Source organism: Rhizohabitans arisaemae, assembly GCF_025996515.1.
Classification (GTDB): Bacteria; Actinomycetota; Actinomycetes; order Streptosporangiales; family Streptosporangiaceae; genus Rhizohabitans; species Rhizohabitans arisaemae.
In genome coordinates this window covers 1,494,231-1,521,045 of the sequence record NZ_BLRH01000060.1, presented here as the reverse complement: position 1 = coordinate 1,521,045, position 26,815 = coordinate 1,494,231, and the positions used below count along the sequence as shown (strand labels likewise).

The 26,815-nt window shown below is 67.2% G+C and carries 27 protein-coding genes, 1 tRNA gene and 1 riboswitch; of the genes, 13 read left to right on the top strand and 15 right to left on the bottom strand.

Translation table 11 applies throughout. From position 1 onward, the window contains the following. Both RUR_RS35490 and RUR_RS35485 read right to left on the bottom strand, forming a co-directional pair. Positions 1–1,335 (bottom strand): purine-cytosine permease family protein, encoded by a 1,335-nt coding sequence (locus RUR_RS35490; RefSeq protein ID WP_283139608.1) that lies wholly within the window; start codon positions 1,333–1,335, stop codon positions 1–3. After that, positions 1,327–1,436: riboswitch (TPP riboswitch) on the bottom strand. (Overlaps the previous gene by 9 nt.) Before the next feature lie 208 nt (positions 1,437–1,644). Beyond that, positions 1,645–1,977 (bottom strand): rhodanese-like domain-containing protein, encoded by a 333-nt coding sequence (locus RUR_RS35485; protein ID WP_428847045.1) that lies wholly within the window; start codon positions 1,975–1,977, stop codon positions 1,645–1,647. Between the two features lie 76 nt (positions 1,978–2,053). Between RUR_RS35485 and RUR_RS35480 the strand changes: the two genes are divergently transcribed. Then, positions 2,054–2,413 (top strand): SSI family serine proteinase inhibitor, encoded by a 360-nt coding sequence (locus tag RUR_RS35480; protein WP_283139606.1) that lies wholly within the window; start codon positions 2,054–2,056, stop codon positions 2,411–2,413. A 15-nt stretch (positions 2,414–2,428) separates the two neighbouring features. On the opposite strand, the gene RUR_RS35475 is transcribed toward RUR_RS35480, so the two are convergent. The 4 genes from RUR_RS35475 to RUR_RS35460 are packed head-to-tail and all read right to left on the bottom strand — an operon-like array spanning position 2,429 to position 6,309. Next, on the bottom strand, positions 2,429–3,307 hold the full coding sequence (locus RUR_RS35475) for an Fpg/Nei family DNA glycosylase (RefSeq protein ID WP_283139605.1): 879 nt from the start codon (positions 3,305–3,307) through the stop codon (positions 2,429–2,431). Beyond that, the gene (locus RUR_RS35470; protein WP_283139604.1) at positions 3,285–4,787 is read right to left on the bottom strand and encodes a tripartite tricarboxylate transporter permease; all 1,503 of its coding nucleotides are present in this window, start codon (positions 4,785–4,787) and stop codon (positions 3,285–3,287) included. The genes RUR_RS35475 and RUR_RS35470 overlap by 23 nt, the downstream gene beginning before the upstream one ends. Next, complete coding sequence (locus RUR_RS35465) at positions 4,784–5,344, bottom strand: tripartite tricarboxylate transporter TctB family protein (protein ID WP_283139603.1); 561 nt, start codon at positions 5,342–5,344, stop codon at positions 4,784–4,786. Before RUR_RS35465 ends, RUR_RS35470 begins: the two co-directional genes overlap by 4 nt. Then, a complete protein-coding gene (locus RUR_RS35460) occupies positions 5,341–6,309 on the bottom strand; it encodes a Bug family tripartite tricarboxylate transporter substrate binding protein (protein ID WP_283139602.1) in 969 nt (322 codons plus the stop codon). The genes RUR_RS35465 and RUR_RS35460 overlap by 4 nt, the downstream gene beginning before the upstream one ends. 171 nt (positions 6,310–6,480) lie before the next feature. Between RUR_RS35460 and RUR_RS35455 the strand changes: the two genes are divergently transcribed. Next, positions 6,481–8,130, top strand: coding sequence for an ATP-binding protein (locus RUR_RS35455; RefSeq protein ID WP_283139601.1), 1,650 nt, complete (start codon positions 6,481–6,483; stop codon positions 8,128–8,130). Further along, entirely contained in the window at positions 8,127–8,798 is a 672-nt protein-coding gene (locus tag RUR_RS35450; RefSeq protein ID WP_283139600.1) for a response regulator, read from the top strand. The genes RUR_RS35455 and RUR_RS35450 overlap by 4 nt, the downstream gene beginning before the upstream one ends. Here the strand turns inward: RUR_RS35450 and RUR_RS35445 are convergent. The 3 genes from RUR_RS35445 to RUR_RS35435 form a co-directional block, all read right to left on the bottom strand. Further along, positions 8,780–9,412 carry a TenA family protein gene (locus tag RUR_RS35445; RefSeq protein WP_283139599.1) on the bottom strand — a complete coding sequence of 211 codons (633 nt, stop codon included), beginning with the start codon at positions 9,410–9,412 and terminating at the stop codon, positions 8,780–8,782. The two genes, RUR_RS35450 and RUR_RS35445, sit on opposite strands and share 19 nt — an antisense overlap. A 42-nt stretch (positions 9,413–9,454) precedes the next feature. Beyond that, positions 9,455–10,024 carry a DM13 domain-containing protein gene (locus RUR_RS35440; RefSeq protein WP_283139598.1) on the bottom strand — a complete coding sequence of 190 codons (570 nt, stop codon included), beginning with the start codon at positions 10,022–10,024 and terminating at the stop codon, positions 9,455–9,457. 118 nt (positions 10,025–10,142) lie between these two features. Beyond that, positions 10,143–11,081, bottom strand: a complete 939-nt coding sequence (locus tag RUR_RS35435) for an LCP family protein (RefSeq protein WP_283139597.1) — start codon at positions 11,079–11,081, stop codon at positions 10,143–10,145. 700 nt (positions 11,082–11,781) lie between these two features. Between RUR_RS35435 and RUR_RS35430 the strand changes: the two genes are divergently transcribed. Together RUR_RS35430 and RUR_RS35425 are read left to right on the top strand one after the other, a co-directional pair. Further along, entirely contained in the window at positions 11,782–13,143 is a 1,362-nt protein-coding gene (locus tag RUR_RS35430) for a hemolysin family protein (protein WP_283139596.1), read from the top strand. Beyond that, complete coding sequence (locus tag RUR_RS35425; protein ID WP_283139595.1) at positions 13,140–14,159, top strand: hemolysin family protein; 1,020 nt, start codon at positions 13,140–13,142, stop codon at positions 14,157–14,159. The genes RUR_RS35430 and RUR_RS35425 overlap by 4 nt, the downstream gene beginning before the upstream one ends. 99 nt (positions 14,160–14,258) lie before the next feature. Here the strand turns inward: RUR_RS35425 and RUR_RS35420 are convergent. Beyond that, positions 14,259–14,341, bottom strand: a tRNA-Leu gene (locus RUR_RS35420). An 88-nt stretch (positions 14,342–14,429) separates the two neighbouring features. On the opposite strand from RUR_RS35420, the gene RUR_RS35415 reads away from it, so the two are divergent. The 7 genes from RUR_RS35415 (at position 14,430) to pknB (ending at position 22,981) form a co-directional block, all read left to right on the top strand. Next, positions 14,430–15,170 carry an FHA domain-containing protein gene (locus tag RUR_RS35415; RefSeq protein ID WP_283139594.1) on the top strand — a complete coding sequence of 247 codons (741 nt, stop codon included), beginning with the start codon at positions 14,430–14,432 and terminating at the stop codon, positions 15,168–15,170. Between the two features lie 17 nt (positions 15,171–15,187). Then, positions 15,188–15,655, top strand: a complete 468-nt coding sequence (locus RUR_RS35410; protein WP_283139593.1) for an FHA domain-containing protein FhaB/FipA — start codon at positions 15,188–15,190, stop codon at positions 15,653–15,655. Beyond that, a complete protein-coding gene (locus tag RUR_RS35405) occupies positions 15,652–16,929 on the top strand; it encodes a Stp1/IreP family PP2C-type Ser/Thr phosphatase (protein WP_283139592.1) in 1,278 nt (425 codons plus the stop codon). Before RUR_RS35410 ends, RUR_RS35405 begins: the two co-directional genes overlap by 4 nt. 26 nt (positions 16,930–16,955) lie before the next feature. Further along, the gene (locus tag RUR_RS35400; protein ID WP_283139887.1) at positions 16,956–18,305 is read left to right on the top strand and encodes an FtsW/RodA/SpoVE family cell cycle protein; all 1,350 of its coding nucleotides are present in this window, start codon (positions 16,956–16,958) and stop codon (positions 18,303–18,305) included. Then, positions 18,302–19,756 carry a peptidoglycan D,D-transpeptidase FtsI family protein gene (locus tag RUR_RS35395; protein ID WP_283139591.1) on the top strand — a complete coding sequence of 485 codons (1,455 nt, stop codon included), beginning with the start codon at positions 18,302–18,304 and terminating at the stop codon, positions 19,754–19,756. Before RUR_RS35400 ends, RUR_RS35395 begins: the two co-directional genes overlap by 4 nt. Continuing rightward, on the top strand, positions 19,753–21,090 hold the full coding sequence (locus tag RUR_RS35390; protein ID WP_283139590.1) for a protein kinase domain-containing protein: 1,338 nt from the start codon (positions 19,753–19,755) through the stop codon (positions 21,088–21,090). Before RUR_RS35395 ends, RUR_RS35390 begins: the two co-directional genes overlap by 4 nt. Before the next feature lie 61 nt (positions 21,091–21,151). Beyond that, positions 21,152–22,981, top strand: coding sequence for a Stk1 family PASTA domain-containing Ser/Thr kinase (pknB, locus tag RUR_RS35385; protein ID WP_283139589.1), 1,830 nt, complete (start codon positions 21,152–21,154; stop codon positions 22,979–22,981). Between the two features lie 193 nt (positions 22,982–23,174). Here pknB and RUR_RS35380 read toward each other — a convergent pair whose 3' ends face one another. The 3 genes from RUR_RS35380 to RUR_RS35370 are packed head-to-tail and all read right to left on the bottom strand — an operon-like array spanning position 23,175 to position 24,528. Next, positions 23,175–23,747, bottom strand: a complete 573-nt coding sequence (locus tag RUR_RS35380) for an anthranilate synthase component II (RefSeq protein ID WP_283139588.1) — start codon at positions 23,745–23,747, stop codon at positions 23,175–23,177. Then, a complete protein-coding gene (locus tag RUR_RS35375) occupies positions 23,744–23,902 on the bottom strand; it encodes a hypothetical protein (protein WP_283139587.1) in 159 nt (52 codons plus the stop codon). The genes RUR_RS35380 and RUR_RS35375 overlap by 4 nt, the downstream gene beginning before the upstream one ends. Then, positions 23,902–24,528 (bottom strand): class E sortase, encoded by a 627-nt coding sequence (locus tag RUR_RS35370; RefSeq protein WP_283139586.1) that lies wholly within the window; start codon positions 24,526–24,528, stop codon positions 23,902–23,904. The genes RUR_RS35375 and RUR_RS35370 overlap by 1 nt, the downstream gene beginning before the upstream one ends. A 315-nt stretch (positions 24,529–24,843) precedes the next feature. Here RUR_RS35370 and RUR_RS35365 point away from each other — a divergent pair, with 315 nt between their 5' ends. Beyond that, positions 24,844–25,092, top strand: a complete 249-nt coding sequence (locus tag RUR_RS35365; protein ID WP_283139585.1) for a cell division protein CrgA — start codon at positions 24,844–24,846, stop codon at positions 25,090–25,092. A 71-nt stretch (positions 25,093–25,163) separates the two neighbouring features. Here RUR_RS35365 and RUR_RS35360 read toward each other — a convergent pair whose 3' ends face one another. Then, positions 25,164–25,898, bottom strand: coding sequence for a rhomboid family intramembrane serine protease (locus tag RUR_RS35360; RefSeq protein WP_283139584.1), 735 nt, complete (start codon positions 25,896–25,898; stop codon positions 25,164–25,166). A 206-nt stretch (positions 25,899–26,104) separates the two neighbouring features. Continuing rightward, a complete protein-coding gene (locus RUR_RS35355; protein WP_283139583.1) occupies positions 26,105–26,674 on the bottom strand; it encodes a peptidylprolyl isomerase in 570 nt (189 codons plus the stop codon). Between the last annotated feature and the right edge of the window lie 141 nt (positions 26,675–26,815).

Genomic DNA, 26,815 nt, shown 5'->3' with positions numbered 1-26,815 from the left:
TCACCCCCGCGCCGTACGGCCGAGCCGGCCGACGACCAGGGTGATCAGCGCGGCCACCAGGAAGGCCCCGACCGCCGCGCTCATCCACGGCTGCGGTGTGAAACCGATCATCTCCCGCGCCCCGGTCCACAGGGACTTCCACCACCCGACCTCGGGGAGCGCGGCGAGCAGCCAGTAGGTCGTGAACCCCAGGGCCCAGGGCAGGAGCATGAGCCATCGGGACGGCGCGTCCGCCGCCGTGTCCCAGGAGCGCCGTCCGCCGAGCAGGAAGTAGTCCACGGCGAGAACCGCGAACATGGGGACGAAGACCGCGCCGATCAACCCCAGGAAGACGGTGTACTTCGTCACGTCCACGACCAGGGCGAGCCCGGTGATCAAGGCTCCGATGGAGACGGAGAGAATCCGGCGGTCGACCTTCGGCAGCAGGTTGTGCACCGACATGGCCGTGGAGTAGACGTTGGCGAACGACTGGTCGGTCTCCCGGAGCACCAGAATGCCGAAGAAGAGCGCGCCCAGCGGCGCCGCCACGAAGGGATCCCAGACATTCTCGGTGTTCCCGCCGACGAGGGCGAGCGCCGCGATGCCGAGGGCGAGGCAGGCGACCTGGGCGATGCTGTATCCGACCACGGCGCCGTTGAACGCGGCTCTGGGTGTACGTGAGTGGCGCGCGTAGTCGGCGGCGAGGGGAACCCAGGAGACGGAGAGGGCGATCACGTAGTCGACGGCCGCCGGGAACCCGGTCCACGAACCGGCCTCGACCGCCGGGCCTTCGCGGAAGAGCGCGACGGTGAACCAGACCATGGCGACGATCACCGCGATCGTCACGTAGCGCCGGAGGAGCCGGACGGCTCCCAGCGGCCGGATGGTGAGGGCGGTCGTGATCACTCCGCCCAGGACGACCCACACGGCGTACGGGACCGTGTCTCCGAAGATCGCCTTGGCGCCCTGGGCGATCACCCAGAGCTCGAAGGCGCCCCAGCCGAGCAGCTGGACGATGTTGAGAACGGTGGGCAGGTACGACAGGCGCGCCCCGAAGAGTCCACGGAGCAGGACCATCGCGGGGGCACCGGTCTGTGCTCCCGGTACCGCGGCAAGGCCCACCATGGCCGTGCCCACCAGGCTCCCCACCACGGCGGCGGTGAGCGCCGCCAGGAACGAGAGCGGAACGTCGCCGAGGGGGTTGAGCAGGGCGAGCGCCCCGGAGAACCCGAGAAGACTCACTCCCAGGTTCGCCCAGAAGGCACTCTGATCGAGAAACCCCAGAGTCCTGGGGGTCTCCTGCGTGAGGGTGAGGGGGGCCTCGGCATGCTTGGACGGACTGACGGCAGGCGCCATCGCGCTACTCCCTACGCCGGCATTACCCGGACAGGTTCCTGCGGTCGGCAGCGGCAGCTACCCTCTCAGCCCGGTTACCCCGAGCTCCCGCGCATTGATGTGAGCATGCGGGATCACCCCGGCATGCGGCGTCAATGATGCACCATTTGGTCGCTTTATGCCACCCAGTGACCGGTCGGCCGCGCCCCGCCGCCGAGGTCACGTCCCCCTGGTGGCGGGCTGGTCGGCCCGGCTCCAGTGGGGACAAACCGGTCACCTGCGGCCATCAACGCTTCCACCGCATTCGGTGTCCACCGCACCTTGCTTGGACTATGCGACAAAAGGCGGATATTGCGTGTCACTGATCATCGGGCGACCCGCCGCGGCCCACGCCTGCATACCCCCCTCGACGTTGATCGCGGTCCAGCCGCCCTGCGCCATGTGGGCGGCCGCGTGCGCGGAGCGGACCCCGGACCGGCAGATGAGATAGACCCCGCGATCCTTGGGCACCTCGTCGAGCCGGACGCCCAGTTCCCCCAAGGGGATGTGCACCGCGGTGGGCGCATGGCCCGCCTGCCACTCATCGTGTTCGCGCACATCCAGAAGGTAGGCGCCGTCGGGCACAGACGCAGCATCCATTGCTTGATAGGTCATACCCTCCATTGTGGCGGAACCCGACCCGCGAGGCTCACGTCAAATACGCATGAGGTCTCTAATCGCATTGACACTCTCTTTCGTCATGGTCGGAGTCGGCGCCCCGCCCGTGATCGCGGCGAGCGACTCCGCCTCGTCCGGCACGCTCTTGACGATCAAGTTCAGGGACCCCGGGCACAAGACGGTCGTCCGGACGCTCCGCTGCGACCCCGCCGGGGGAAATCACCCCAGGGCCGCCAAGGCGTGCGCCGCGCTCCACCGCTTCAAGAACTGGCACGAGCCGGTCGCCAAGAATCGGGCCTGCACCTTGATCTACGGGGGACCGCAGACCGCCACGGTCGAAGGTCGCTGGAAGGGCAGATGGGTCGAGGGCAGCTTCAACCGCTTGGGCGGCTGTGAAATCGAGCGCTGGGCAAAGGTAGGTCCCGTCCTGAACGTACGCTGATCACCTATCTGAGGACTACTTGAGAAAGCGGGACATGCGCCGGTCCGCCAGTGTCCGTCCGCCCGTCTGACAGGTCGGGCAGTACTGCAGCGACGAATCCGCGAACGACACGTCCTTGATCGTGTCTCCACAGACCGGACACGCCTCCCCGGCCCGGCCGTGTACCCGAAGACCCGACCTCTTCTCCGTCTTGAGGTTCTTGGCGGCGATTCCGATGGAACGTTCCAATGCCTCGCGCAGCGTGGTCACGATCGACGAATACAACTCGGCCACATCCTCGCCGGTCAAGGTACCCGCGACCCGGAACGGCGACATCCGCGCCGCGTGCAGCACCTCGTCGGAGTAGGCGTTGCCGATGCCGGCGACGACGCTCTGGTCGCGGAGCAGGCCCTTGATCTGGGTACGGCGGCCGCGGAGCAGCCCGGCCAGCACCTCGACGGTGAACTCCGCCGAGAGGGGGTCGGGACCGAGCCGCGCGATGCCGGGAACGTCCGCCGGATTCCGCACCACGTAGATCGACAGACGTTTCCTGGTCCCCGCCTCGGTGAGCTCGAAGCCGGGGGCGGATCCGTCGTCTCCCGGCGCCAGCCGTACCCGCGCCGCCAGCGGCCCCTTGCCCGGACGGACCGGCCGGACACCGGTCAGATCGTCGCGCCACCGCAGCCAGCCGGCCCGGGAGAGGTGGGTGACCAGGTGCAGCCCGTCGACGTCGAGGTCGAGGAACTTCCCGTGCCGGGCGACACCGGTCACCGTGAGCCCGCCGAGCGCGCCGACCGGCGGGTCGACGGTCTTGAGCGCCTGAAAGGCGACGATCTCAACCGCCGCGACCGTACGGCCCACGGCGCGCTCGCGCAGAAACCCGGCGAGTGACTCAACCTCGGGTAGCTCCGGCATAACGCCAGCTTACGAGCTTGCGCAGCAGCGGAGCCAACAGCGCCAGGGCGGCGATGGCCAGGAGGGTCACCGAGATGGGGCCGGACACCAGAACGGAGACGTCCCCCGCCCCGATGGCCACGGCGCGACGGAGTTGGATCTCCGCCATCGGCCCGAGGATGACGCCGATCACCGCGGGCGCGATCGGCAGGCCGTATCTGCGGAACGCGAAACCGAGCACCCCGAGAAGGTAAAGGACGATCAGATCCACCCACGAGTTGTTCAGCGCGTAGACACCCAGCGCGGCGAAGAGCACGATCCCCGCGTACAGATAGGGCCGGGGGATTCTGAGCAGCTTCGCCCAGAACGGGGCGAGCGGGAGGTTGAGCACGAGCAGCATCGCGTTCCCGATGAACAGGGACGCCACCATGCCCCAGACCAGCGCCGGGTTGTGGTCGAACAGCTGAGGGCCCGGCCGCAGGCCGTACTGCTGGAAGGCGGCGAGCAGGATCGCCGCCGTCGCCGAGGTGGGCAGCCCGAGGGTGAGCAGCGGCACCAGGGTGCCCGCGGCCGAGGCGTTGTTGGCGGCCTCGGGCCCGGCGACCCCTTCGATGGCGCCCTTCCCGAACTCGCCCTTCTGCTTCACCAGTTTCTTCTCGACGGCGTAGGAGAGGAATGTCGGGATCTCCGCGCCGCCGCCGGGGAGCGCTCCGATCGGGAACCCCAGGGCGGTGCCCCGCAGCCAAGGCTTCCAGGAGCGCTTCCAGTCCGCCTTCCCCATGAACGCACGCCCGACCGGTATCACCTCCGGGGTGGCGTGCCGGAGCCGGGACGCCACGTACAGCGCCTCGCCGAGGGCGAACAGGCCCACCGCGATGATCACAACGTCGATGCCGTCGAAGAGCTGGCGTACCCCGAAGACGAGCCGGTCCTGGCCGGTCTGCTGATCGATGCCGACCAACCCGATCGCCAGGCCGACGGTGAGCGAGGCCAGGCCGCGGACAAGCGACTTGGAGAGGACGGCGGAGCACATGGTGAAGGCGAGCACGGCGAGCGCGAAGTAGTCGGCGGCGCTGAACGAGATCGCGAACTCCACCACCAGCGGCGCGGCCATCACCAGCAGGCCGGTGGCGATGGTGCCGGCGATGAACGAGCCGATCGCCGCGGTGGCCAGTGCCTGGGCGGCTCGGCCGCGCCTGGCCATCTTGTTGCCCTCCAGCGCCGTGATCATGGAGGAGCTCTCGCCGGGGGTGTTCAGCAGGATCGATGTGGTGGAACCTCCGTACATCCCTCCGTAGTAGATCCCGGCGAACATGATGAACGCGCTCGCGGGCGGCACGCTGAAGGTGATCGGCAGGAGCAGTGCGACCGTCATGGCGGGCCCGATACCGGGCAGAACCCCCACAATGGTGCCCAGGGTCACCCCGAGCAGCGCGTAGAGCAGATTCACCGGTGTCAGGGCGGTCGCGAAGCCGTCGAGGAGCAGCTCGAACGAGGTCACAGGACGCCTTCCAAAAGACCCGCGGGCAGTGTCACGCCAAGTCCACGGACGAACAGGAGATAGGTGGCGAAGGACAGCACGACGGCGATCGCCCCGGTCCGCAGCGGCTTCCGGGCGCCGAGGGAGAAGGCCAGCCCGAAGAAGAGCAGCGCACCGGCGACCACCCAGCCGAGAAGGTCGACCAGGGACGCGAAGCCCAGGAAGACCAGGGTCACCATGGCCACCGCCCGCCAGTCGGCGGGTGCCCGGGTGTCCACGTCCTCGCTCTCCTCGGGGTCGCCGTGTCCCCCGCGCAGGACGTCGATCACGTAGCAGACCCCCACGATCAGGAGCGCTCCGCCGACGAGCACCGGGAAGAACCGTGGTCCCGGACCGAATGTGGCCGCACCCGTCGCCACATCCGCGGTGCCGATCAGTACGACGAATCCGAGGGCAAGGACCACTCCCGCGAGCACCAGTTCGGATTTTCGCGTCCAAAACGAGCTGGTGGGAGCAGGGGAATCGCCGTGGGGTTCCCCGTCCTGGCCGACGGGGAACCCCTGCCGTTCTTCGGTCACGTGCCGAGACCCATTTCGGCGATGATGCCCTTGATCCTGGTCCGCTCGGAGGCCAGGTAGTCGACGAACGCCTGGTCGGTCTGGAACGTGTCGATCCAGCCGTTCTTGGTGACCGCGTCCTTCCACGCCTGCGAGTCGTGCATCTTCCGCACCAGGTCGGTCAGCGACTTCTTGGCGTCCTCGCTGAGCTCAGGCGGGGCCACGAAACCGCGCCAGTTCGCCAGGACGACGTCGAGACCGCCATCCTTGATCGTCGGCGCGTTGAGGCCGTCCACCGGCTTCGGCGAGGTCACGCCGAGCGCCCGCAGCTTGCCGGACTTCACGTGCTCGGCGAACTCGCTGACGCCGGAGATGCCCACCGCGACCGTGTTGCCGAGCAGCGCGTTGAGCGCCTCGCCACCACCTGAGTGGGCGATGTAGTTGACCTGCTTGGGGTCGATGCCCGCGGCCTTGGCGAGCAGGCCGGCGACGATGTGGTCCGTCCCGCCGGCCGAACCCCCGGCGATGGCGATCTTCGCCGGATCGGCCTTCCAGGCCGTCACCAGGTCCTGGAGCGTCTGGTACGGCGACTGCGCGGGCACGACCACGATCTCGTATTCCTCGGTGAGCTTGGCGATCGGCGTGACGTTCTCCAGGGTGATCTTCGACTTGTTCGTCTCGACCGCGCCGACCATGACCAAGCCCATGGTCATGAGCATGTTGCCGTTGCCCTTTTCATTGGCGAGCTGCGCCAGGCCGATGGTGCCGCCGGCTCCCGGCACGTTGAAAACCTCGGACTTCTGACCGATCGACTCAAACGCCTGCTGCGCGGTGCGGGAAGTCGTGTCCCATCCCCCACCGGGAGAGGCGGGTGCCATGATCTTGAGTGCGACCGCCTGTCCCCCCTCCGCTCCGCCAGAGTTTCCACATCCGGAGAGTGTGACCAGGGCCAACGCGGCGAGGCCGGCCACAAGACGAATACGCATCGGGTACTCCCACAGGTCAGGGACGGATTGTGTGTGGATGCTGAACCGCCGGAGACCTGCATGTCGACCTATTCGGTGCTTTCTGTCGTATTGGTCGTATTGGTCATAACCTGCTGCGCGCTTGTTACTTGAAAATGCTTACATGTGGGCGCCGCACTCTTAGGGGGCTGGATGGAACGCATTCGGACGGCCTCCCTCGGTTCCCAGCTGTTCGTCCTGCAGATGGTGATCGTCCTGCTCGCGGTGGGCGCGACCGCGACGGTCTGGCTCCAGCACACCCGGGCCCGGATAGACGATCAGTACGAGCAACGGGCGCTGGCGATCGCGCAATCCGTGGCGGGTCTCAGCTCGGTCCGCAAGGGGTTCAACTCGTATGCGCCGGAGCTGATCCTGCAGCCCATCGCGCTCAGCGTGCAGCACGCAACAAAAGCCGATTATGTGGTGATCGCAAATCGCGATCAGATTCGCTACGCCCATCCGAATCCGCTGCGAATCGGCGAGCGGCTCTCCACGGACGGCTCCCGTGTTCTCGAAGGACACCCGTGGACCGGCACCGAAACCGGGACGCTCGGGCGTTCGGTCCGCGGAAAGGCCCCGGTCTTCGATTTCTCCGGGCAGGTCATCGGTCTGGTCTCGGTCGGAATCCTGGAGACCACCGTGGACCAGCAGCTCGGCAAGACGGTGACTCCGCTGATGTGGACGGTGGTCGCGATTCTGATCACCGGTGGCATCGCGGCGGCCCTGCTCGCCCGACGACTCCGCCGTCAGACCTTCGGGCTGGAGCCTCGGGAGATCGCCGCGCTATTTGAACAGCGCGAAGCCGTACTTCACGGGTTAAAAGAGGGAATACTCGCATTCGATATTCCCGGACGTGTCACACTCATCAATGACTCGGCGTGCGAACTCCTCGGACTCTCACCTGGCTGCGTAGGCTCGCCACTCGGCACCCTCCCTCTGTCCGACCGGCTGAAGGACGTGCTCAGCGGTGTGGACATCGGTGAAGACCTCATCGTCCTCCACCGAGACCGGGTACTGGTGCTCAACCGCGTGCCCGTCTCGGTCCGGGGTCAGCGCAGAGGCTTCGTGGTGACCCTGCGTGACCGCACGGAGCTGGTACGGCTCACGCGCGACCTGGATCGCGCATCGAGCACGACCGACGCGCTCCGGGCCCAGGCGCACGAGTTCGCCAACCGCATGCACACGGTCGTCGGCCTCCTCGAACTCGAAGAGTACGGCGAGGCGGTGAGCTACATCACCCAGACGACCCAGACCCACCATCGATTCACCGGCGAACTCCGTAAACGCATCTCCGACCCCATGCTCACGGCATTCCTCCTCGCCAAGTCCGCCGAAGCCGCGGAACGCGGCGTGACGCTCGTGCTCAGCCCCGAGTCGAATGTGGAGGCCGAACTCATGGGGGACCCCCGCGACGCGGTCCTGGTCGTCGGGAACCTGGTGGACAACGCCCTGGACGCCTTGGACGGCGCCGCGGGAGAAGTGGAGGTGGGCGTGCGAACGACACGGAACGGACTGCACATCCGCGTGCGCGACTCGGGGCCTGGAGTCGCTCCCGAACTGGTGTCGGAGGTGTTCCAGGAGGGCTTCACCACAAAGGCGGCCTACGCCGGTCCACGGGGGCTCGGACTCGCGCTGACCCGCCAGACCTGTATCCGCCGCGGCGGCTGGGTCAGCGTCGACAGCGTGACGGGACATACCAGTTATCCCCAGTGGAAGAATGACAGATCCGGCGGAGAGCGCGTCTTCGACGACACCCCAAGCCCGGTGGGAGCGGTGTTCACAGCATTTCTGGCAACACAATGATCCGAGTACTCATCGTCGACGATGACTTCATGGTGGCGCGTATCCACACGGGCTATGTGGGACGGATGCCGGGCTTCACGGTGGTCAGGGTGGCCCACACCGCGGCCGCCGCGCTGGCCTCGGTGGCGCGGGACGAGCCCGACCTCGTCCTTCTCGACATCTACCTCCCCGATCGCTCCGGCCTGGAGGTGCTCCGGGAACTCCGCGCAACGGCCAGCCCGGTCGACGTCTTGGTGATCACGGCCGCGTGCGATGTGACCACGGTACGCAAGGCCATGCAGGGCGGGGCCGTGCATTACCTGATCAAGCCGTTCACCGCGGCGTCGCTCACCGAGCGGCTGGCGCAGTACGCCGACGCCCGGCGGCGGCTCGAAGGTCTGTCCTACCGCGCCGCGGGACAGGACGACGTGGACCGGCTGTTCGGGCGGGTGCGGGGCCTGCCCACACTTCCCAAGGGGCTCTCCTCGACCACCTGCGAGCTCGTCGCCACCACACTCCGCGAAGCCGGGTGCGATCTGTCCGCGGCGGACACCGCGCTCCGGACCGGGCTGTCCCGGGTGAGCGCCCGACGGTACCTGGAGTATCTCTGCGAGACAGGCCAGGCCCGGCTGCAGCCACGCTACGGGTCGCCCGGCCGGCCCGAGCACCTCTATCGCTGGACAGGCTGAGGGGTCAACCCCGGCACGTCCCAGAACGCCAGCTCATGCCGCATGCCCTCCGTGAAGAACGCTACCGCCCGCGCACGGTCCGGGGAGACCTCGTCGATCATGAAGGCGATGCGCTCGGTCAACGCGGCGAACGCCGGGTCGGCGTAGGTGTCCACCCAGCGGCGGTACCGGGGCTCCGCGGGCGGGTTCCGCGCGAGGATCTGCCCCAAAGTGGAATAGCCCCACATACAGGGATAAAGGGCCACAAGTCCCTCGCCATAGGACGCGGCGGAGTCGAGCAGGAAGGCGGTGTAGGCGGCACAGGCGGGGCCCATTTCGGCCCCGCCCAGGTCGGCGTGGAACTCGGCCGAGAGAGCTCGGTGCAGGTCGAGTTCGTCATGCCAGGTCGAGTGGGCCAGGTCGACGAGGTCTTCGAGATGGTTGTCGGGTGCCTGCCAGGCCAGGCGGCTGAACACCCGAACGTAGTTCACCAGGAACAGGTAGTCCTGTTCGAGCCAGGACCGGAAGACGGACTCGTCAAGATCTCCGCGCTGGATTCCGGCCACGACCGGATGGGCGAGCTGTGCGTCGAGCAGCGGACGGCCAATGGCATGCAGTTCGACAGAAAGTGTCATATCGACCATTCTGCCCGGTCTGCACCATAGGCCTTCGCGGACTCAGGCCGACTTCAGCGCCGCCGCGCCGAAGGATACGGCGAAACGCTTGCACCAGATGCTGACGCTCTTCAACGAGTCCAGGTCGGTGCCCGGCGGGATCGCGTAATTGGCGTTGCCCTTGTTCCCCTTGAGGTCGCCCAGCTCCACATACTTGCCGTCGTCGAACACCTTCCAGCCGGCCAGTCCCTCCTTGACCGGCTGGTCGCTCAGCCAGACCTTCAGATCGGGACCGTCCGAGGTGTCGAGGTTCTCGATCCGCAGCACGCGGCTCCCGTCGGCCAGCTTGAGCACCCGCACCTGGCCCGTCGTGCCGTGCTCGTGGGTGATGAACGAACCCGTCGCCAGAACCTCGGGCTCGGCGGCCGGCGGCTTCGAAGGCGCGTCCGTCGAACCCGACTGGGGCGGCCGCTGCTCCGGAGGGGCCGTGGCCGTGGGCAGGGCCTCGTTCACCGTGACCGTGGTGAAGATGCGCCACGGCTGGAACAGGTACATGGCGTAGGCGAACGCTCCCGCGAGCACGACGAGCACCACCCAGGTGACAGGACTACGTAGCAGCTGCTTAACCTTCATCGATCAACCCTCCGGCCGACGGCCGTCACCACCAGACGACCTTGTACTCCAGCGAATTCCAGCCAACAGCATCGCCGAGGAAGATTCGCTCTTCCTGCGATTACATAGTGCTTACCGACTACTTCTCCAGCGCGCTCTGCGGCACCGGCTGGTCCTTGGCCAGCGCTCCGAAGAGCTGGAGCGCGCGCGCCCTGTCCCACTGGACGACCGATCCGACCCCGGGAAGCGTGGGGGTCGAGGCCACCGGCACCGTCGTGGTCACCGGCCCCGCCTTCATCGCGAACGCCAGCCCGGAGAGGTCGGTGATGCCGGCCCCCTCGTCGACCGAGACCGACTCGGCCGCACTGAAGGCGAGCGGGATGGAGGTGAACGGGTTGAACAGCACCCCGGGGCTGGTGGCCTTCTGGATGACCGCGGAGAAGAACTGCCGCTGCCGCTTGACCCGGTCGAGGTCGGCGCGGACGGTGGCCCTGGTGCGCACGTACCCGAGCGCGGTGCCGCCGTCCAGCTCCTGACACCCCTTCTTCAGGTTGATGCCGGCCTTGGGATCCTTGATCGCCTGAGACACGCAGAGCTCGACCCCGCCGACCGAGTCCACGATGCCGACGAAGCCGGCGAAACCGATCTCCATGTAGCGGTCGATCCGGATGCCGGTGACGCTCTCCACGGTCCGCACGAGCAGTTTGGGGCCGCCGCCCCCGCTGTACGCCGCGTTGAGCTTGTTACGGCCCTGGCCGGGGATCGGGACATAGGAGTCGCGGGGCAGGCTGACCAGCGTCGGCTTGCCGTCCCCCGCCGGGATGTGCAGCAGCATCATCGTGTCCGTACGCTGACCGACGGCGCGGCCGGTCGCGAACTTCTTCCGCTCCGCGGCGGACAGGCCCTTACGGCTGTCGGAGCCGACCAGAAGCCAGTTCTCACCCGGGGTGTCCGCGGGCCTGCCCTCGTAGTCGCCGAGCGCGTCGATCCGCCCCATGCTCCCGTTGAGCTGGAAGTACAGCAGGACCACGAGCAGGAGCATCGCCACCAGCAGGGCGAGGAGAATCCGTACGATCACTCGGGCGGAAGGACGACGTCGTGGACCGGATCTGCCGGAAGGGATCACCGGGGGTGAGCCTGGCGGGGGGCCATATCCAGATGCATCCGGTTTTCCTGCTCCGAAAGGCGCGGCTCCAAACGCACCGCCGCCCGGTCCGGACGGCGGCGCCGACGCAGGGCCGTACGGAGCTCCGCCAGGCGCCCCGTAGGCGGCCTGAGGCGGCCCCGGCGGGGTGCTCGGCGGGCTGGACTTACGCGACTTGCCGTAGACCCGCGACTTGCCGTACACGCCCGCGGCGGGCGGCGCGGACGCAGGCTCCGACCCGCCGGGCTGATGCAGAATCCGGGTGGACTCGTCCCGGGGTGGCTCATGCGGAGGCTGTCCGCCGCCACTCCGCCCCTGCCGCCCTGGTACCTCTCCCACTGCTTCCCCCACAGTCCCGACGCCTCTACGTCTCCACCTTCGCGGATCGAGCTTGCAAGTCCCTTACCGAGTGCTTGAGCTCGGCCACTCCCTGATTCCCAGTCTGCGTCGCCAAGGCCGTAACCGCTTGGTGTTCCTTGGACATCAGCCCGCAATCACGGCAAGCCGGAAACACGTCGGACGTCCACACCGTTACGGTTGGTAGTACGTCAATGGAAAGGAAGACCGTGTCCAGTTCGGACCCGTGGAATACCTGCCCGTGCGTCAGCACGGGTCGCCCTGATTCAGGTCTGCGATGACCACCGCGCTCGGCCTTGTCGCCGTACTGTTGCTGATCGCCGGGACCGGCTACTTCGTGGCACAGGAGTTCGCGTTCGTCGCGGCCGACCGCGGAGTGCTCCGCGAGCAGGAGAACGCCGGCGACGCCGCCGCGAAGAGAGCCCTCCAGGTCACCGCCAGACTCTCCTTCATGCTCTCCGGAGCGCAGCTCGGGATCACCGTCACCTCTCTGCTCGTCGGGTTCATCGCCCAGCCCGCACTCGCGGACGTCATCGCCCCGTGGCTCTCGGCGGCGGGGCTCCCCGAATCGCTGGTGCCGGGCGCCGCCTTGGCATTAGGTATCACGGTCGCCACGATCGTGGGGATGATTCTGGGAGAACTCGCCCCCAAGAATCTGGGCATCGCCCGGCCGGAGGCGGTGGCCAAGCTCCTCTCCCGGTCGACCCTCGTCTACCTCGCCGTCGCCGGGCCCGTCATCCGGTTCTTCGACTCCTCCGCCACCAGGCTCCTCCGGCTTTTCGGGGTGGAGCCGATCGAGGAGGTCGAGCAGGGGGCGACGCCCGAGGAACTGGACCGGATCATCGAGGAGTCCAAGCGGTCCGGCGAACTGCCGGCCGGACTCTCCGAGCTGCTGGACCGGGCGCTCGACTTCGGTAACCGGACCGCGGAGGACGTGATGGTCCGGCGCACCGCGGTGGTTTCGCTTCAAGCGAACCGGCCGGTGTCGGACCTGGTGGACGCGCTCCGCGACGCCGGGCACTCGCGCTACCCCGTCCTCGGGGAGGGCAGTGACGACGTGGTCGGCGTCGCCGGAATCCGTGAACTCCTCACCGTCGCGGACACCGGCCGCACCTCGATCCGCGAGATCGTCCGGCCGGCCTTCATGGTCCCCGCGGCCCTGCCGCTGCCCGCCCTCCTCAGCCAGATGCGCAGCACCCACGAGGAGTTCGCCTGTGTGATCGACGAGTACGGCGGCCTCGCCGGGGTGGTGACCCTGGAAGACCTGGCCGAAGAGCTCGTCGGCGAACTCGTGGACGAGAACGACCCGGAACCCCCTGGGGCGTTCCGCTGTCTCGACGGCTCCTGGATCGTCCCCGGGACGCTCCGGATCGACGAGGCGGAGCGGGCGACCGGGGTAGGCCTTCCGGAGAGCGAGGGCTACGAGACGGTCGCGGGACTCGTCCTGGCCGCCCTCGGCCGCCTGGCCGAACCCGGTGACACCGTACAGGTCCCGCTCCCGCCGGATCTGGACCTGATGAACCGGCCGGAGCCCCGGGAGGCCGAGCTCGTCGTGACCGCCGTCCACCGCAGAGTCCCCTCCTCGGTACGGCTGACGCTGCGAAACGCCGTACCCCAGACTGCGGAGAGCCGCTCATGAACGTCACGGCGGCGATCCTCCTCAGCGTCGTCCTGCTCCTTGGGAACGGCTTCTTCGTGGCCGCGGAGTTCGCGCTCGTCGCCGCCCGCCGTCACCGCCTCGAACAGGCCGTGAGCGGTGGAGGCAGGATGGTACGGGCGATAGCCCGGGTCGCGGTGCGGAGCGGACGCGAGCTCTCGCTCATGCTCGCCGGCGCCCAGCTCGGCATCACCCTGTGCACCCTGGGCCTGGGCATCGTGGCCGAACCCGCCATCGCACACCTGCTCGAACCGCTCATGTCGGCGATCGGCCTACCGCCCGCGGCGCAGCACCCCATCGCGTTCCTCATCGCGCTGGCCCTGGTGACGTTCCTGCACATGGTGGTCGGGGAGATGGCACCCAAGTCCTGGGCGCTCACCCATCCGGAGCAGGCGGCGCTCGGTCTGGCGGTCCCGTTCCGCGCCTTCACGGTCGCGGTCCGTCCGATCATCCGGGTGCTCAACGGGTTCTCGAACCTGCTGCTCCGGCTCTTCGGCGTGCACACCCGGGAGGAGATGTCGAGTACGAAGACACCGCCTCAGCTCGCGTTCCTGGTCGGCGAGTCCGGCCGGATGGGGCTGCTCGACCGGGATGAGCACGACCTGCTCACCCGGGCGCTGCGGGTTCAGTCGCTCACGGTAGACCGGCTCATGGTCCCGATCGACCGGGCGACCGCCGTACCGTCCACCGCCGCCACCGCGCAGATCAGGGAGGCCGCGCTGCACAGCGGGCACCTGCGACTCCTGGTGAACGACGGGTCACCGGGCGGAGTCATCGGTGCGGTGCATATCCGGGAAGTTCTTACAAATCCCGAACAATCACTAAGTGATCTGGCTCGGCCTATCCCGCGGATGGCCGCCAGCGTAAATCTTCCTGAAGCCGTCTCCACGCTTCAAGAGGCCCGATCCCATATCGGCCTGGTTCTCGGCGAGAACAAGCAGGTCAAAGGCATGGTAAGCCTAAGTGATCTCGTAGGCGAGCTACTCGACACCCGATGATCACTAAAACGATCAGCCCCGGCACTTGCAGGACCGGGGCTGATTTCGTCAATCTTGGGCTACCACTGTTCATCGAGAACGAGGATGGTGAGCCTCACGTGGGCGAGGAGGGACTTGAACCCTCACGTCCTTTCGAACACACGGACCTGAACCGTGCGCGTCTGCCATTCCGCCACCCGCCCTTTGGGTGCGCACAAAGGTTAGCACGGATCCGCTGGCACACCTGAACCCGGATACGATCGCATCAGAACATGGGAAAGGAGGTACCCGGTGGGTGTCCTACAGCGCTTCGAGCGACGGCTCGAAGGCTTGGTTGAGGGTGCCTTCGCGCGGGCCTTCAAATCGGAGCTTCAGCCGGTTGAAGTCGCCAGCGCGGTGCAGCGGGAGATGGACGAGAGGGCCGCGATCGTCGCCCAAGGGCGCACGCTCGTGCCCAACGACTTCGTGGTCGAACTGTCCCCCGCAGACAGCGAACGCCTCGCGGTGTACGCGGACAGCCTCAGTCACGAGCTCGGCAATCTCGCCCGTGAGTACGCCAAGGAGCAGGGCTACTCCTTCGTGGGACCGGTCCGGGTACGTTTCGAGACGGCCGAGGATCTGGGGACCGGGATGTTCCGCATCCGGTCCGGCGTGATCCGCGGTGCCACCGTGGAGCAGGACGAGATCCGGCAGCCTGTCAGCGATCTTCCGGTTCCGCAACCGGGGGTGTTCGCCGGCCGGCCGCGCCTGCTCGTCTCGACGGCCGACGATCCGGCAGGGCAACGCTCCTATGAGCTGACCACGCCGGTGACGCTCCTCGGCCGGGGCACGGACTGCGACCTGCGCCTGGTCGATCCGGGGGTATCCCGGCACCATGCGGAGCTGCAAGTCGAAGGGCACGAGGTCGTTCTGGTCGACCGCGGGTCGACAAACGGGACGTTCGTCAATGGGCAGGCGGTGCGCCGGGTGACGTTGAACGACGGCACACGGGTAACGCTTGGTCGCACAACTCTGGTTTTCCGGCGCGATTAGAGGTAGACAAACGGTTCATGTCCGAGTTCACGCTGCTGCTAATACGGCTCGCCTTCCTCGCGATGCTGTGGTTTTTCGTCATCGCCGCGGTCGGCGTGATCAGGACTGACCTGTTTGGCCCGCGTACGGCTCCCGCGGCTGCTGCGCGTAAACCGGCCAAACCTGCGAAACCGCAGGCGAAACCCAAGCGGGGCGAGCCCAAACAACTCATAGTCACGGGCGGTCCACTGAGTGGCACCATCATCGATCTCGCTGAGGCGCCAATCACCATCGGCCGGACGAATGATGCCACCTTGGTGCTCACTGACGACTACGCTTCAAGCCGGCATGCACGGCTCTTCCCCCAGGACGGTCAGTGGATCGTGGAAGATCTTGGTTCTACCAATGGCACATATCTGGACCGCACTAAAGTGACCCGCCCGACGCCGGTGCCACTCGGAGTTCCGATCCGCATCGGCAAGACCGTCATCGAATTGCGCAAATGACAATCGCACTCCGCTACGCGGCACGCTCAGACGTCGGCCTCCTCCGCGAAGGAAACGAGGACTCGGCGTACGCCAGCTCGCGCCTGCTCGCCGTCGCAGACGGCATGGGAGGCCACGCTCACGGTGAGGTGGCCAGCTCCGTCGCCATCGCGGCCATCGCCGCCCTGGACGAGGATTCGCCCGCGCCCGATCTGCTCACCGCCATCGAATCCTCGGTGCGCGACGCCAACCGCCGTCTCCACGAGATGGTCGGCCGCGATCCGAGCCTCAAGGGCATGGGTACGACGCTCACCGCCATGCTGTGGTCGGGTACCCGCGTCGCCCTCGTCCACGTCGGCGACTCCCGGGCCTACCTCTTGCGCAACGGCGAGCTCTACCAGATCACGCACGATCACACACTCGTGCAATCCCTGGTGGACGACGGCCGGATCACCGCGGAAGAGGCGGCGACCCATCCACAGCGGTCGATTCTGCTGCGCGCACTCGACGGTAGCGGAGAGGTCGACCCGGACCTGTCGCTCCGCGAAGCCCAGCTCGCCGACCGGTACCTGCTCTGCTCGGACGGACTCTCCGGCGTCGTCAGCGCCGAGACGCTCCACCACGTGCTGACCACGACCCCGGACCTGGAAGCCGTCGTACGGCAGCTCATCGATCTGGCGAACCGAGGCGGCGGCCCCGACAACATCACCTGTGTCGTCGCCGACGTCATCGAGGCCGACACCGCGGAGTCCGTGCCCCTCGGCGACGTGAAGGTCGTCGGCGCGGCCGGCAACTCCCGGAATCGGGCCAAGGTCACCGACACGTTCCCCGGGCAGACCGCTCACACAGTAGAGAACCACGAAATCGAGCCAGAGGATCCTCCGGCGGCGCCCGAGGGCCGACTCCCTCCACCGCGCCGCCGGCGCTTATGGCCGATTCTGGTGACTTTTCTGGCTCTGCTGGTGACCGGCGTCGGCGCCGCGGCCTTCGTCGCATGGCAGTACGGCAAGGACCAGTACTTCCTCTGCCCCGACGCCGATGGGGTCGAAGTCGCGCTGTGCACCGGGATCAACGGTAACGTGCTCGGTATCGACCTCTACAGCCGGGAGGACCTGTCCGAACCGCTGCTGCTGGCGGCCCTCGCGCCGGCCCAGCAGGAGATGGTCAAGAACGGCCGGATCCAGTTCGACCGGCGCGAACAGGCGCCGGAGAAAATCGCTGAGCTGGGGAACGCCAAGGTGGCCCCCACCCCCGCGACGTCCACGTCCCCGACCTCGAAATCAACACCTACGTGAGTTCTGTGACAGCCGAGCCCGTCCCCATGACCGCCAAGCGCAGGGGGGCGCAGCTCGCGATGCTCACGTTCGCGGTGCTGATCGTCATGGCCGCCTATGCCAGTGTGGGCCTGGCCAAGGACGGCCAGCTCCCCGCCGGCATGCTCGGGTACGGCCTCGGCCTCGGCGGGCTGATGCTCGTGGCCTACCTGGTTCTGGCCAAGTTCGCCCCGTGGGCCGATCCGCTCCTGCTCCCGCTGGTGACGGTGCTCAACGGGATCGGCCTGGTGATGATTTACCGCATCGAGCTGGGCGGAGAGGAACGGGCGTCCGCCCTCAACCAGCTCATCTGGACCGGCCTGGGCATCGTGTTCTTCACCCTCACCCTCGTGGTGCTGCGAGACCACCGGTTGCTGCAGAGATTCACCTATACGGCGGCCGCGGCCGGTCTGGTGCTCCTGATGCTCCCCCTGGTGCCGCTCCTCGGGCAGAACATCAACGGGGCGAGGATCTGGGTGAGCCTCGGCGGCTTCTCCCTTCAGCCCGGTGAGTTCGCCAAGCTCGCCCTGGTGGTCTTCTTCGCCGGATACCTGGTCGCCAAGCGGGACGTGCTCGCGCTGGCCGGACGGCGGCTGCTCTTCATCGACCTTCCCCGAGCGCGGGACCTCGGCCCGGTGCTGATCACGTGGGTGGTGAGCCTGGGCGTCCTGGTGTTCGAACGCGACCTGGGCACCTCGCTTCTGCTCTTCGGCACCTTCGTCGTCATGCTGTACATCGCCACCCAGCGAACCTCCTGGGTGCTGATCGGAATCCTGCTCTTCGTCGGTGGCGCGTTCGTCGCCGGGCAGATTTTCGACCACGTCGGCGACCGCTTCGACGTCTGGCTCAACCCGGAGAAGGACGAGTACTACAACCGGGAGTTCGGTGGCAGCGCACAGTTGCTGGGCGGCCTGTTCGCCATGGGTTCCGGCGGGATCCTGGGCACCGGCCTGGGAAGCGGCTCACCCAGCCTGATCCCGCTGTCCTTCTCCGACTTCATCATCCCCGCCGTGGGCGAGGAACTGGGCCTGACCGGCCTGATGGCGATTCTGATGATCTACGGACTGATCGTCCAGCGGGGGTTCCGGATCGCCATCGTCGCGCGAGACCCCTTCACCAAGCTTCTCTCGAGCGGGCTCGCGTTCCTGCTCGCCTGGCAGGTCTTCATCATCGTCGGCGGGGTCACCAACCTCATTCCGCTCACCGGGCTGGTAACCCCGTTCATGTCGGCGGGCGGCTCGGCCCTGCTCTCGAACTGGATGCTCATCGCGCTTCTCGTCCGCATGTCCGACGCAGCCCGTAAGCCGCCGCCGCAGGCGATCCAGAACGAAGGACTGACCCAGGTGTTCCAGCGATGAACGGCACCCTCAAACGTGTGGCGATCGGGGTGATGGTCCTCTTCGCCCTGCTGCTCATCAACGTGAACTATGTTCAGGTGATCAAAGCGGAGGAACTCCGCGAGGACCCGCGCAACCGGCGGGCCTTCTTCGCCCGGTACGAGAACGACCGGGGCTGGATCACCGCGGGCGACGTTGTGCTGGCCCGGTCCAAGGACACCAAGAGCGACCTGCGCTTCGTCCGGGAGTACCCCAAAGGTGAGGTGTACGCCCACGTCACCGGCTTCTTCGCGCCGGAGAACGCCACGGAGATCGAGGCGGCGACCGGCTCCCTCCTGGACGGCACCGACTCCAAGCTCGCGGTCCGCCGGTTCATCGACCTGATCACGAACAAGCCGCTGAAGGGCGCCAACGTCGAGCTGACCATCAACCCCGCCGCGCAGGAGGCCGCGTACAACGCGCTGCGCCGGGACGGTAAGCGCGGAGCCGTGGTGGCGATCAACCCCAAGACCGGCGCGATCCTGGCCTTGGTCTCCGTCCCCAGCTACGACCCCAACCTGCTCTCCATCCCGGATCGGGCCAAGGTCGTCGAGAATTACAACAAGCTGGACGCCAACAAGAACAAGCCCCTGGTCAACCGCGCGATCAACGACACCTACGCCCCCGGCTCGACCTACAAGGTGGTCACCGCGGCCGCCTTCCTCTCGGATGACGACTCCCGCGGCCCGGAGACGATGGTCCCCGCCCCCCAGGTCCTTAACCTGCCCAACACCAACGTGGGACTGCCCAACTACGGCGGGGCGGCCTGCGGCGCCGGTCGGGTGACCCTGGTCTTCGCCCTTGAGCGGTCCTGCAACACCCCCTTCGGCCAAATCGGCATGGATCTGGGCTACGAGGCCATGAACGAACAGGCCAAGAAGTTCGGGGTCGGCGAGGAACTCAACATCCCGATGCGGGTCGGCGGGGTCAGCGACTTCGGCAAGGAAGAGGACTTGGCCGCGCTTGCCCAGGCCTCGATCGGACAGCGCAGCAACCGGATGAGCCCGCTGCAGATGGCCATGATCGCCGCCGGTATCGCCAACGACGGCACGGTCATGGCTCCCTACCTCGTCAAGCAGGTCACCGGCCCGGACAACAGTAAGATCATCACCGAGAATCCGCAGCCGCTGGGCGAGGCCGTCTCCGAGGACGTGGCCCGCAAGCTCAAGGACATGATGGTCAGCGTCGTCGACCGGGGCACCGCCACCCGGGCGCAGATCGAAGGCATCCGGGTCGGCGGCAAGACGGGGACCGCGGAGACCGCCGAGGGCCGGGATCCGCACGCCTGGTTCATCTCGTTCGCGCCCTACGACAACCCCGAGGTCGCCGTCGCCGTGTTCATCGAGTCCGGCAGCGCGGGCGGCAACGCCTCCGGCGGCGGGACCGCCGCGCCGATCGCCCGGGATGTGATGAGGGCGGTGCTCCGGCAGTGACCACCCGGGATACCGGTCACGAGGGCAGACCTCTCCTCGGCGGACGCTACCGTCTGCTGGAGCGGATCGCCGCGGGCGGTATGGGGGAGGTCTGGCGGGCCGGTGACGAGCTGCTGGGACGTTTCGTCGCCATCAAGCTGCTGGGCCGGCAGTACCTCGGGGACGAGGGGTTCCGGGAGCGCTTCCGCAGTGAGGCACGGATCACCGCGGGCCTCGCCGACCCGGGGATCGCCCAGGTCTACGACTACGGCGAGCAGGACGACACGGCGTACCTCGTCATGGAGCTGGTCGTCGGGGAGCCGCTCTCCGCGATTCTGGCGCGAAACGCCCCGCTGAGCCCCGAGGTCACCCTCGACATCGTCGTCCAGACCGCGCGGGCCTTGCACACGGCCCACCGGTCGGGCGTCATCCACCGGGACATCAAGCCCGGCAACCTCATGGTCACCAGCACCGGCGTCATCAAGGTCACCGATTTCGGGATCGCCCGGGCGGTCCAGGCCGCGCCGTTGACCAAGAGCGGGATCGTGCTGGGCACGGCTCAGTACGTCAGCCCCGAGCAGGCGTCCGGGCGGCACCTCACCGCGCTCACCGACATCTACTCGCTGGGTGTCGTCGCCTACGAGTGCCTCGGCGGCCGTCCCCCGTTCCTGGGGGAGAACCAGGTGGCCATCGCGCTCCAGCACCTGAACGACCCTCCCGCCCCGCTCCCGCGGGAGATCCCCGGATCGGTCTGCGACCTGATCATGGCGACCCTGGCCAAGGACCCCGGAGACCGGCCCTCCAGCGCCCAGGAGCTCGCCGACCGAGCCTATGTGCTGCGAAACTCGCTGGCGTCGGCGAGTTTGAGTACCCTCAATGTGGTATCGGATCCGACAACCTCCGATGCCGCAGCTCGCGTCGCTCCACGTGCCAAAGACGGCCCGGCGAGGCGGCGACGTTCGCTGGTGCTCGTTACCACCCTTGGCCTGACGGTTTTCATCCTTGGAGTGATTATGCTTACCGCGCTCCAAGACAGACCTGCCTCGGAACCCGCCACGCAAGACGCGTGGACCCCGCGCACCCCCACCCCGGTGACGGCCGAGACCGCGTACGTGACGGTGACGTCGCTGCCGATGGTGCCCGCGCGATCGATCAGGACGGCGTCACCGTCGCCCTCGGCCACCCCGAGCGTGACCGGGAAGCCTTCGACGAGCCCCAGCACCACGCCGGAACCCACGCCCACCCAGCAGCCGACCCCGACACCGACCGCGGCCCCCATTCCTTCGATCACTCTCACCCCGACCTCGACGACCACCCAGCAGTCGGGCGGCGGAGAAGTGGGACGGGCGCGATGATGGACACAGCGGTGACGTGGGGCGAGCCCCAGAAGATGAATGGCAAGGGACAGTGCAGGACATGACTCAGCCCCGGGTTCTCGGCGGTCGATACGAACTCGACGGTGTCGTCGGGCGCGGCGGCATGGCCGAGGTCTATCGCGCACGTGACCTGAGACTCGAACGGATCGTGGCGATCAAGACTCTGCGATCCGACCTTGCGAGGGATCACACGTTCCAGGCGCGGTTCCGCCGCGAGGCCCAGTCGGCGGCGTCCTTGAACCATCCGGCCGTCGTCGCCGTCTACGACACCGGCGAGGACATGGTGGACGACACCCCGGTGCCGTACATCGTCATGGAGTACGTCGACGGCCGGACGGTACGCGACCTGCTCCGGGCCGACCGCCGACTCCTCCCCGAGCGGGCTGTGGAGATCGTCGACGGCATCCTCCGCGCCCTCGACTACAGCCACAAGAACGGGATCGTCCACCGCGACATCAAGCCGGCCAACGTGATGTTGACCAGGAACGGCGACGTCAAGGTCATGGACTTCGGCATCGCCAGGGCGGTCGCCGACTCGGCGGCCACGATGACCCAGACGGCCCAGGTCATCGGCACGGCCCAGTACCTGTCCCCCGAGCAGGCTCGGGGAGAGCGCGTCGATGCCCGAAGCGACGTCTACTCCACCGGCTGTGTCCTGTACGAGCTGCTCACCGGCCAGCCTCCCTTCACCGGTGACTCCCCGGTCGCGATCGCCTATCAGCACGTCCGGGAAGACCCCGTTCCGCCGTCACAGGTGGACCGGGAGATCCCCCGGTGGGCCGACGCGATCGTGCTCAAGGCGATGGCCAAGAATCCGGGACAGCGCTACCAGAGCGCGTCGGAGATGCGCAACGACCTGCAGCGCGCCCTCCAGGGGCTGCCGGTGGACGCGCAGACGATGGCGCTGGCGATGACGCAGGTGCAGGCGCCGATGCCGAACTCCGGCCCGCAGACCCAGCGCACCGCGGTGGTGCCCGCCTACGACTACGGCCAGACGGGCGACGTCGGGGGAAGGGCCGACCGTTCCCGGCGCGGCCGGGGTGGCGGTGGCGGAAACGCCACATTGATCAAAACAGCGGCGTGGATCCTCATCCCGCTGGTGGTCATCGCCGTTTCGATCTACGTCGGGCTCTCCATCCTGAGCCCGAGCGCGAACACGGAGGAGAAGAACGACGTCTCGGTCCCATCCCTGGTCTCCCAGGAGCGTGGCGCGGCCGAGAGCGAGCTGAAGGGCATCGGCCTGGGCTTCGAGGTCATCCAGGAGTTCAACGACGAGTACGACAAGGGAACCGTCTTCAAGACCGACCCCGAGGCCGACCAGATGGTGCCCAAGGGAACCAAGGTCAAGCTCTATGTCTCCAAGGGCAAGGAGAAGGTGACCGTACCCGATCTGCTCGGTAAGACGGTGGAAGAAGCCAAGGCAGAGCTCGAGGCCCTCGGGCTGAAGGACGCCGTGGTGCGGAAGGACTCCAACAAGCCCCAGAACCGGGTCTTCCAGACCGACCCGAAGGCCGGTGAGCAGGTCGACAAGGGCGGCACCGTCCGGCTCTCCGTCCCCCGCTCGGCGATCCCCGTCCCCGAGCTCTCCGGGTTGACCATGGAAGAGGCCTCGCAGGCCCTCCGGGACGCCGGATTCAAACCCAAGTTCGTCGAGGAGCCGAGCGACCAGACGGAAGCCGGCCGGGTCCTCCGGCAGTTCCCCGAAGCCGGCACGAAGCGGCTCCCCGGTGCCGTGGTGACCGTCACCGTCTCCAGCGGACCGCCTACCTTCACCGAGGCTCCCTCGCCCGGCCCTGGGCCCACCGATGAGCCCACCGCGCCGGAGCAGACCGAGAACCCGGGTGACGGAGGGGAAAACGACGATTTCTGAGCCGGAACACAGCGAAGGTCTCCGCCGCTCGGGGGCAACGGCGGAGACCTTCATCGTTTAGTCGTCGCAGCGACGGGCCGTGTTACATCATTTTCCGAAGCCGTTCCGTGAATTTCCGGCGGGGGGCTCCTGGAGACGGCAGGGCCGATGCCGCAAGCCCCTGACCAGACCGTCGGCCGTACCCGCACCGCGGTCACGCCGTGATCTGCCGAAGCCAGTTCCCGAACAGCAGATGACCGGATTCCGACAAGATCGACTCCGGATGGAACTGCACCCCTTCCACCGCCGCGCTTCGATGCCGCAGACCCATGACCACACCGTCGGCCGTACGGGCGCTCACGATCAGCTCGGCGGGGACCTCGGTGACGGCGAGCGAGTGATACCGCGTCATGGTCACCGGCGAGGGGAGGCCGGCGAAAACCCCCTGGTTGTCGTGGAGGATCTCACTGGTGTACCCGTGCAGCAGGGCGGGTGCCCGGGCCACCGTGCCCCCGAACGCGACCGCGATGGCCTGATGCCCCAGGCAGACCCCGAGCAGGGGAACGCCTCGGGCGACGGCGTAACCCACCAAGGGCACGCTGACCCCGGCGTCCTCCGGCCGGCCCGGCCCCGGGCTGAGGAGAACACCGTCGAAGTGATCGGCGTCCGTCGGCGAAACCTCGTCCCGGGGGTGCACCGCGCAGTCGGCGCCGAGCTCCCGCAGATACTGGACGATGTTGTGGACAAAGCTGTCATGGTTGTCCACAACCAGAACACGCGGGCTCATCCGTGCACCGTCACGTGATCGATGGCGATCCAGGTCTCCAGCCAGGGGAAGGCGACGAACCACAGCCCCGCCACCGTCAGCGCGGCGAGGAGGACGCAGGTCGCGGTCCTGATCGCCGGAGTCCCGGGCAGGCGCCGCCACAACCAGCCGTACATCAGGCCTGCCGCTCCTCTCCTCTCACCAGGCGCCCGAAGACGATCAAGCGCTGCGCCGCCGAGTACTCCGGATGACAGGTGATCAAAGTGATCACGGCTGTGGACGGGTCCCGGCCCGGCAGCCCCGGCACCGGTGCGACGACGCCGAGATCGGCGGGATCCACCACGACGACCCGATCCACCTCGTAGGTGTATGTCCGCCTGCGTGTCTCAACGATGATCTCATCACCACGCACCAGCTCGTCTATCCGGTTGAACGGAGCACTGTACGTGGTCCGATGCCCTGACAAAACAAAGTTACCGATCTCCCCCGGCATCGCCGTACCCGGGTAGTGCCCGGGTCCCCGGCGCAGCTCCTCGAACCCCACCCCCTCCACGAGGGCGTATCGATAGTCCCCACCCAGCCTCGGAATCCGCAGCAGCGCCAGCGCATTGCCCAGTCCCAGTCCCGCCCGGGGTTTCCCCGCCACCTCGACCGGCGGTTCCTCGCTGAGGATCCTCTGCAGCACCTGCTGCTGACGTGCGGTGTACGAGCCGGTCCCCCACAGCAGATAGACGCAGAACAGCAGGAGGATCGCTCCCAGTGTGACGCTGACCTCACCGATCGTCCGGAGAACAACCCTCAACGGACCCTCCCCGATGGCTCCGACCGTCCACCGGGTTCACAGTAGGCCGCAGACCTGCGCGCAAACGCCGGGGGTGAACCCGTCAATCCACAATTTGGCGCCTCTTTGAACTACCGAAGCCGATCGGATGGGTTTTCTCCGTACCATGACACGATCCAGATACCGATCGCTCAAACGTGGCGCCGTCGCCGTACACTCCGGTTGGATGATTCTTGCTCGCCGTCCTGCTCCCAAAGCTCTTCCGCCAGCGGCTACGCTAACGACGGCAGGCACGCGCTTGTGCTATGCCCATGATGATCTCAGGAGTTGTCAGTCGTGCCCAAGCCAAACACTCGCAAGAAGGCGGTCTACACTCCGCCGCCGAAGACGCAGCAGGTCGCGGTCAGCCCACGGTGGCTCGCCCCGGCGATGGTGGTCGCCTGGATACTCGGCGTGCTGTGGATCGCCGTGTACTACATTGCCGGAACCAACGTGCCGGTGATGTCCGATCTTCAAAACTGGAACCTGCTGATCGGCTTTGGTCTGATTGTCTTCGGCGTGGTCCTCTCCACACGTTGGCGATAATCTCGCTCATCCGCCGCCCGTCCCAATTGCCGGCAAGCTCGCTCCACAGGTTATCCACAGGCTGTGGATACTCACCCGAAGAGTGCGCTGTAGGCGAACGGGGGCAGAACAACCACGAGCAAGACGAGCACGATAAAGACGGCGAACGTGGCGGCGAACTGAATGACGTTCCTGTTTTTGGCAGGGGCGTAGGCAAATATCGCGGCCACCAGGGCGCCGGTCACCAACCCGCCCAGGTGGCCCTGCCAGCTGATCCCCGGAACGATAAAAGTGATCACCACGTTGATGCCGATGAGCACGGCCACCCCGCGGATGTCGTAGCCCAGCTTCCGTCCGACCACGAACAGCGCCGCGAAGAGCCCGAAAATCGCTCCGGAGGCGCCGACCGCAGTCGTCCCGAAAAGGTAGATCGCGACTGAGCCGCCGAGCGCGGAGATCATGTAGAGCGCGGCGAAACGGACCGATCCCAGACGCCGCTCAAGCTCGGGACCGATTACATACAGCGCCCACATGTTGAAGAGGATGTGCCAGAACGACGGTGGCGGGGAATGCAGAAATGCGCCGGTGATCAGTCTCCACCACTGCCCGACCGCCACGTGGCCGGCGGACATCATGAACTCGTTCAGAACCCGGACCGTGTTCGCCGCCTCCAAGACGTACGCGAACACGTTCACCGCGAGCAGGGTCCAGGTGACGAAAACGCGGTTGGTGACCTTGCCCCCGAAGGTCGTACGCGCCTGGCGCACGGTCCGGCTGCCCTGGTGCACGCACTCCACGCATTGGTGGCCGACGGCCGCCTCGCGCATGCAGTCCGGGCAGATGGCACGATCACACCGTTGGCACCGGACGTAGGTCTCGCGGCCGGGATGTCTGTAGCACACCGGAACGACGTGGGGGGAAGGCCGTTCCCCGCCCAAGGACTCGGGCGGGGTCGACGGCACCTCGGGTGGCTGAGTTGTCATCGCGTGAGGGCCCTTTCGACCGTGCGTATACCCAACCACCCTATGCGTGGTCAGGCCTGCTTGCGCTCGATAACGACGCGCTCCAGGACGACGTCGGACTGCGGCCGGTCGTTGCGGCCCGTGGCGACCTTGGAGATGGCGTCCACGACGTCCTGGCCCTCGAGAACCTCGCCGAAAATGGTGTGCCTGCCGTTCAGGTGCGGCGTCGGCACGACGGTGATGAAGAACTGCGAGCCGTTGGTCCCGCGCCCCATCTGCTTACCCGCGTTGGCCATGGCCAGCAGGTAAGGCCGATTGAAGTAGAGGTCGGGGTGGATCTCGTCGTCGAACTTGTAGCCGGGGCCTCCGATACCCTGACCGAGCGGGTCCCCACCCTGGATCATGAAGCCGTCGATGACACGGTGGAAAATCGTGCCGTCGTAGAGCTTCTCGGTGGACCGCTGCCCCGTCTCCGGGTGCGTCCACTCCCTCGACCCCTCCGCCAGTTCGACGAAGTTCCGCACCGTCTTCGGCGCGTGGTTCGGGAAGAGCTGGACCTTTATCGCACCGAGATTGGTGTGCAGCGTCGCTGTGAGTTCCTCAGCCACTGGTTGGCTTCCCCTCGTTTGTCCTGCGCACATCTGGTTAGAAGTGCACAGTGCTGGTCTGTGGTGATGTGGCGTACGACCTGCGGGTCGTCCGGTAATCCTCCCACGGCCGGTCAGGGTTGAGCCGCTTGTAAGCGGGAAGGTGAGCCCTCAGGGGCCCCGGCGACAGGGGGA

Bases quoted from the DNA above. Each gene is read 5' to 3' on its own strand.
- RUR_RS35400 (WP_283139887.1), top strand. From the start codon at position 16,956: ATGACCGCCAAGCGCAGGGGGGCGCAGCTCGCGATGCTCACGTTCGCG.
- RUR_RS35480 (WP_283139606.1), top strand. From the start codon at position 2,054: ATGGTCGGAGTCGGCGCCCCGCCCGTGATCGCGGCGAGCGACTCCGCC.
- RUR_RS35380 (WP_283139588.1), bottom strand. From the start codon at position 23,747: ATGAGCCCGCGTGTTCTGGTTGTGGACAACCATGACAGCTTTGTCCAC.
- RUR_RS35430 (WP_283139596.1), top strand. From the start codon at position 11,782: ATGACCACCGCGCTCGGCCTTGTCGCCGTACTGTTGCTGATCGCCGGG.
- RUR_RS35410 (WP_283139593.1), top strand. From the start codon at position 15,188: ATGTCCGAGTTCACGCTGCTGCTAATACGGCTCGCCTTCCTCGCGATG.
- RUR_RS35490 (WP_283139608.1), bottom strand. From the start codon at position 1,335: ATGGCGCCTGCCGTCAGTCCGTCCAAGCATGCCGAGGCCCCCCTCACC.
- RUR_RS35395 (WP_283139591.1), top strand. From the start codon at position 18,302: ATGAACGGCACCCTCAAACGTGTGGCGATCGGGGTGATGGTCCTCTTC.
- RUR_RS35440 (WP_283139598.1), bottom strand. From the start codon at position 10,024: ATGAAGGTTAAGCAGCTGCTACGTAGTCCTGTCACCTGGGTGGTGCTC.
- RUR_RS35455 (WP_283139601.1), top strand. From the start codon at position 6,481: ATGGAACGCATTCGGACGGCCTCCCTCGGTTCCCAGCTGTTCGTCCTG.
- RUR_RS35425 (WP_283139595.1), top strand. From the start codon at position 13,140: ATGAACGTCACGGCGGCGATCCTCCTCAGCGTCGTCCTGCTCCTTGGG.
- RUR_RS35375 (WP_283139587.1), bottom strand. From the start codon at position 23,902: ATGTACGGCTGGTTGTGGCGGCGCCTGCCCGGGACTCCGGCGATCAGG.
- RUR_RS35460 (WP_283139602.1), bottom strand. From the start codon at position 6,309: ATGCGTATTCGTCTTGTGGCCGGCCTCGCCGCGTTGGCCCTGGTCACA.
- RUR_RS35405 (WP_283139592.1), top strand. From the start codon at position 15,652: ATGACAATCGCACTCCGCTACGCGGCACGCTCAGACGTCGGCCTCCTC.
- RUR_RS35355 (WP_283139583.1), bottom strand. From the start codon at position 26,674: ATGTGCGCAGGACAAACGAGGGGAAGCCAACCAGTGGCTGAGGAACTC.
- RUR_RS35360 (WP_283139584.1), bottom strand. From the start codon at position 25,898: ATGCGCGAGGCGGCCGTCGGCCACCAATGCGTGGAGTGCGTGCACCAG.
- pknB (WP_283139589.1), top strand. From the start codon at position 21,152: ATGACTCAGCCCCGGGTTCTCGGCGGTCGATACGAACTCGACGGTGTC.
- RUR_RS35445 (WP_283139599.1), bottom strand. From the start codon at position 9,412: ATGACACTTTCTGTCGAACTGCATGCCATTGGCCGTCCGCTGCTCGAC.
- RUR_RS35450 (WP_283139600.1), top strand. From the start codon at position 8,127: ATGATCCGAGTACTCATCGTCGACGATGACTTCATGGTGGCGCGTATC.
- RUR_RS35475 (WP_283139605.1), bottom strand. From the start codon at position 3,307: ATGCCGGAGCTACCCGAGGTTGAGTCACTCGCCGGGTTTCTGCGCGAG.
- RUR_RS35485 (WP_428847045.1), bottom strand. From the start codon at position 1,977: ATGGAGGGTATGACCTATCAAGCAATGGATGCTGCGTCTGTGCCCGAC.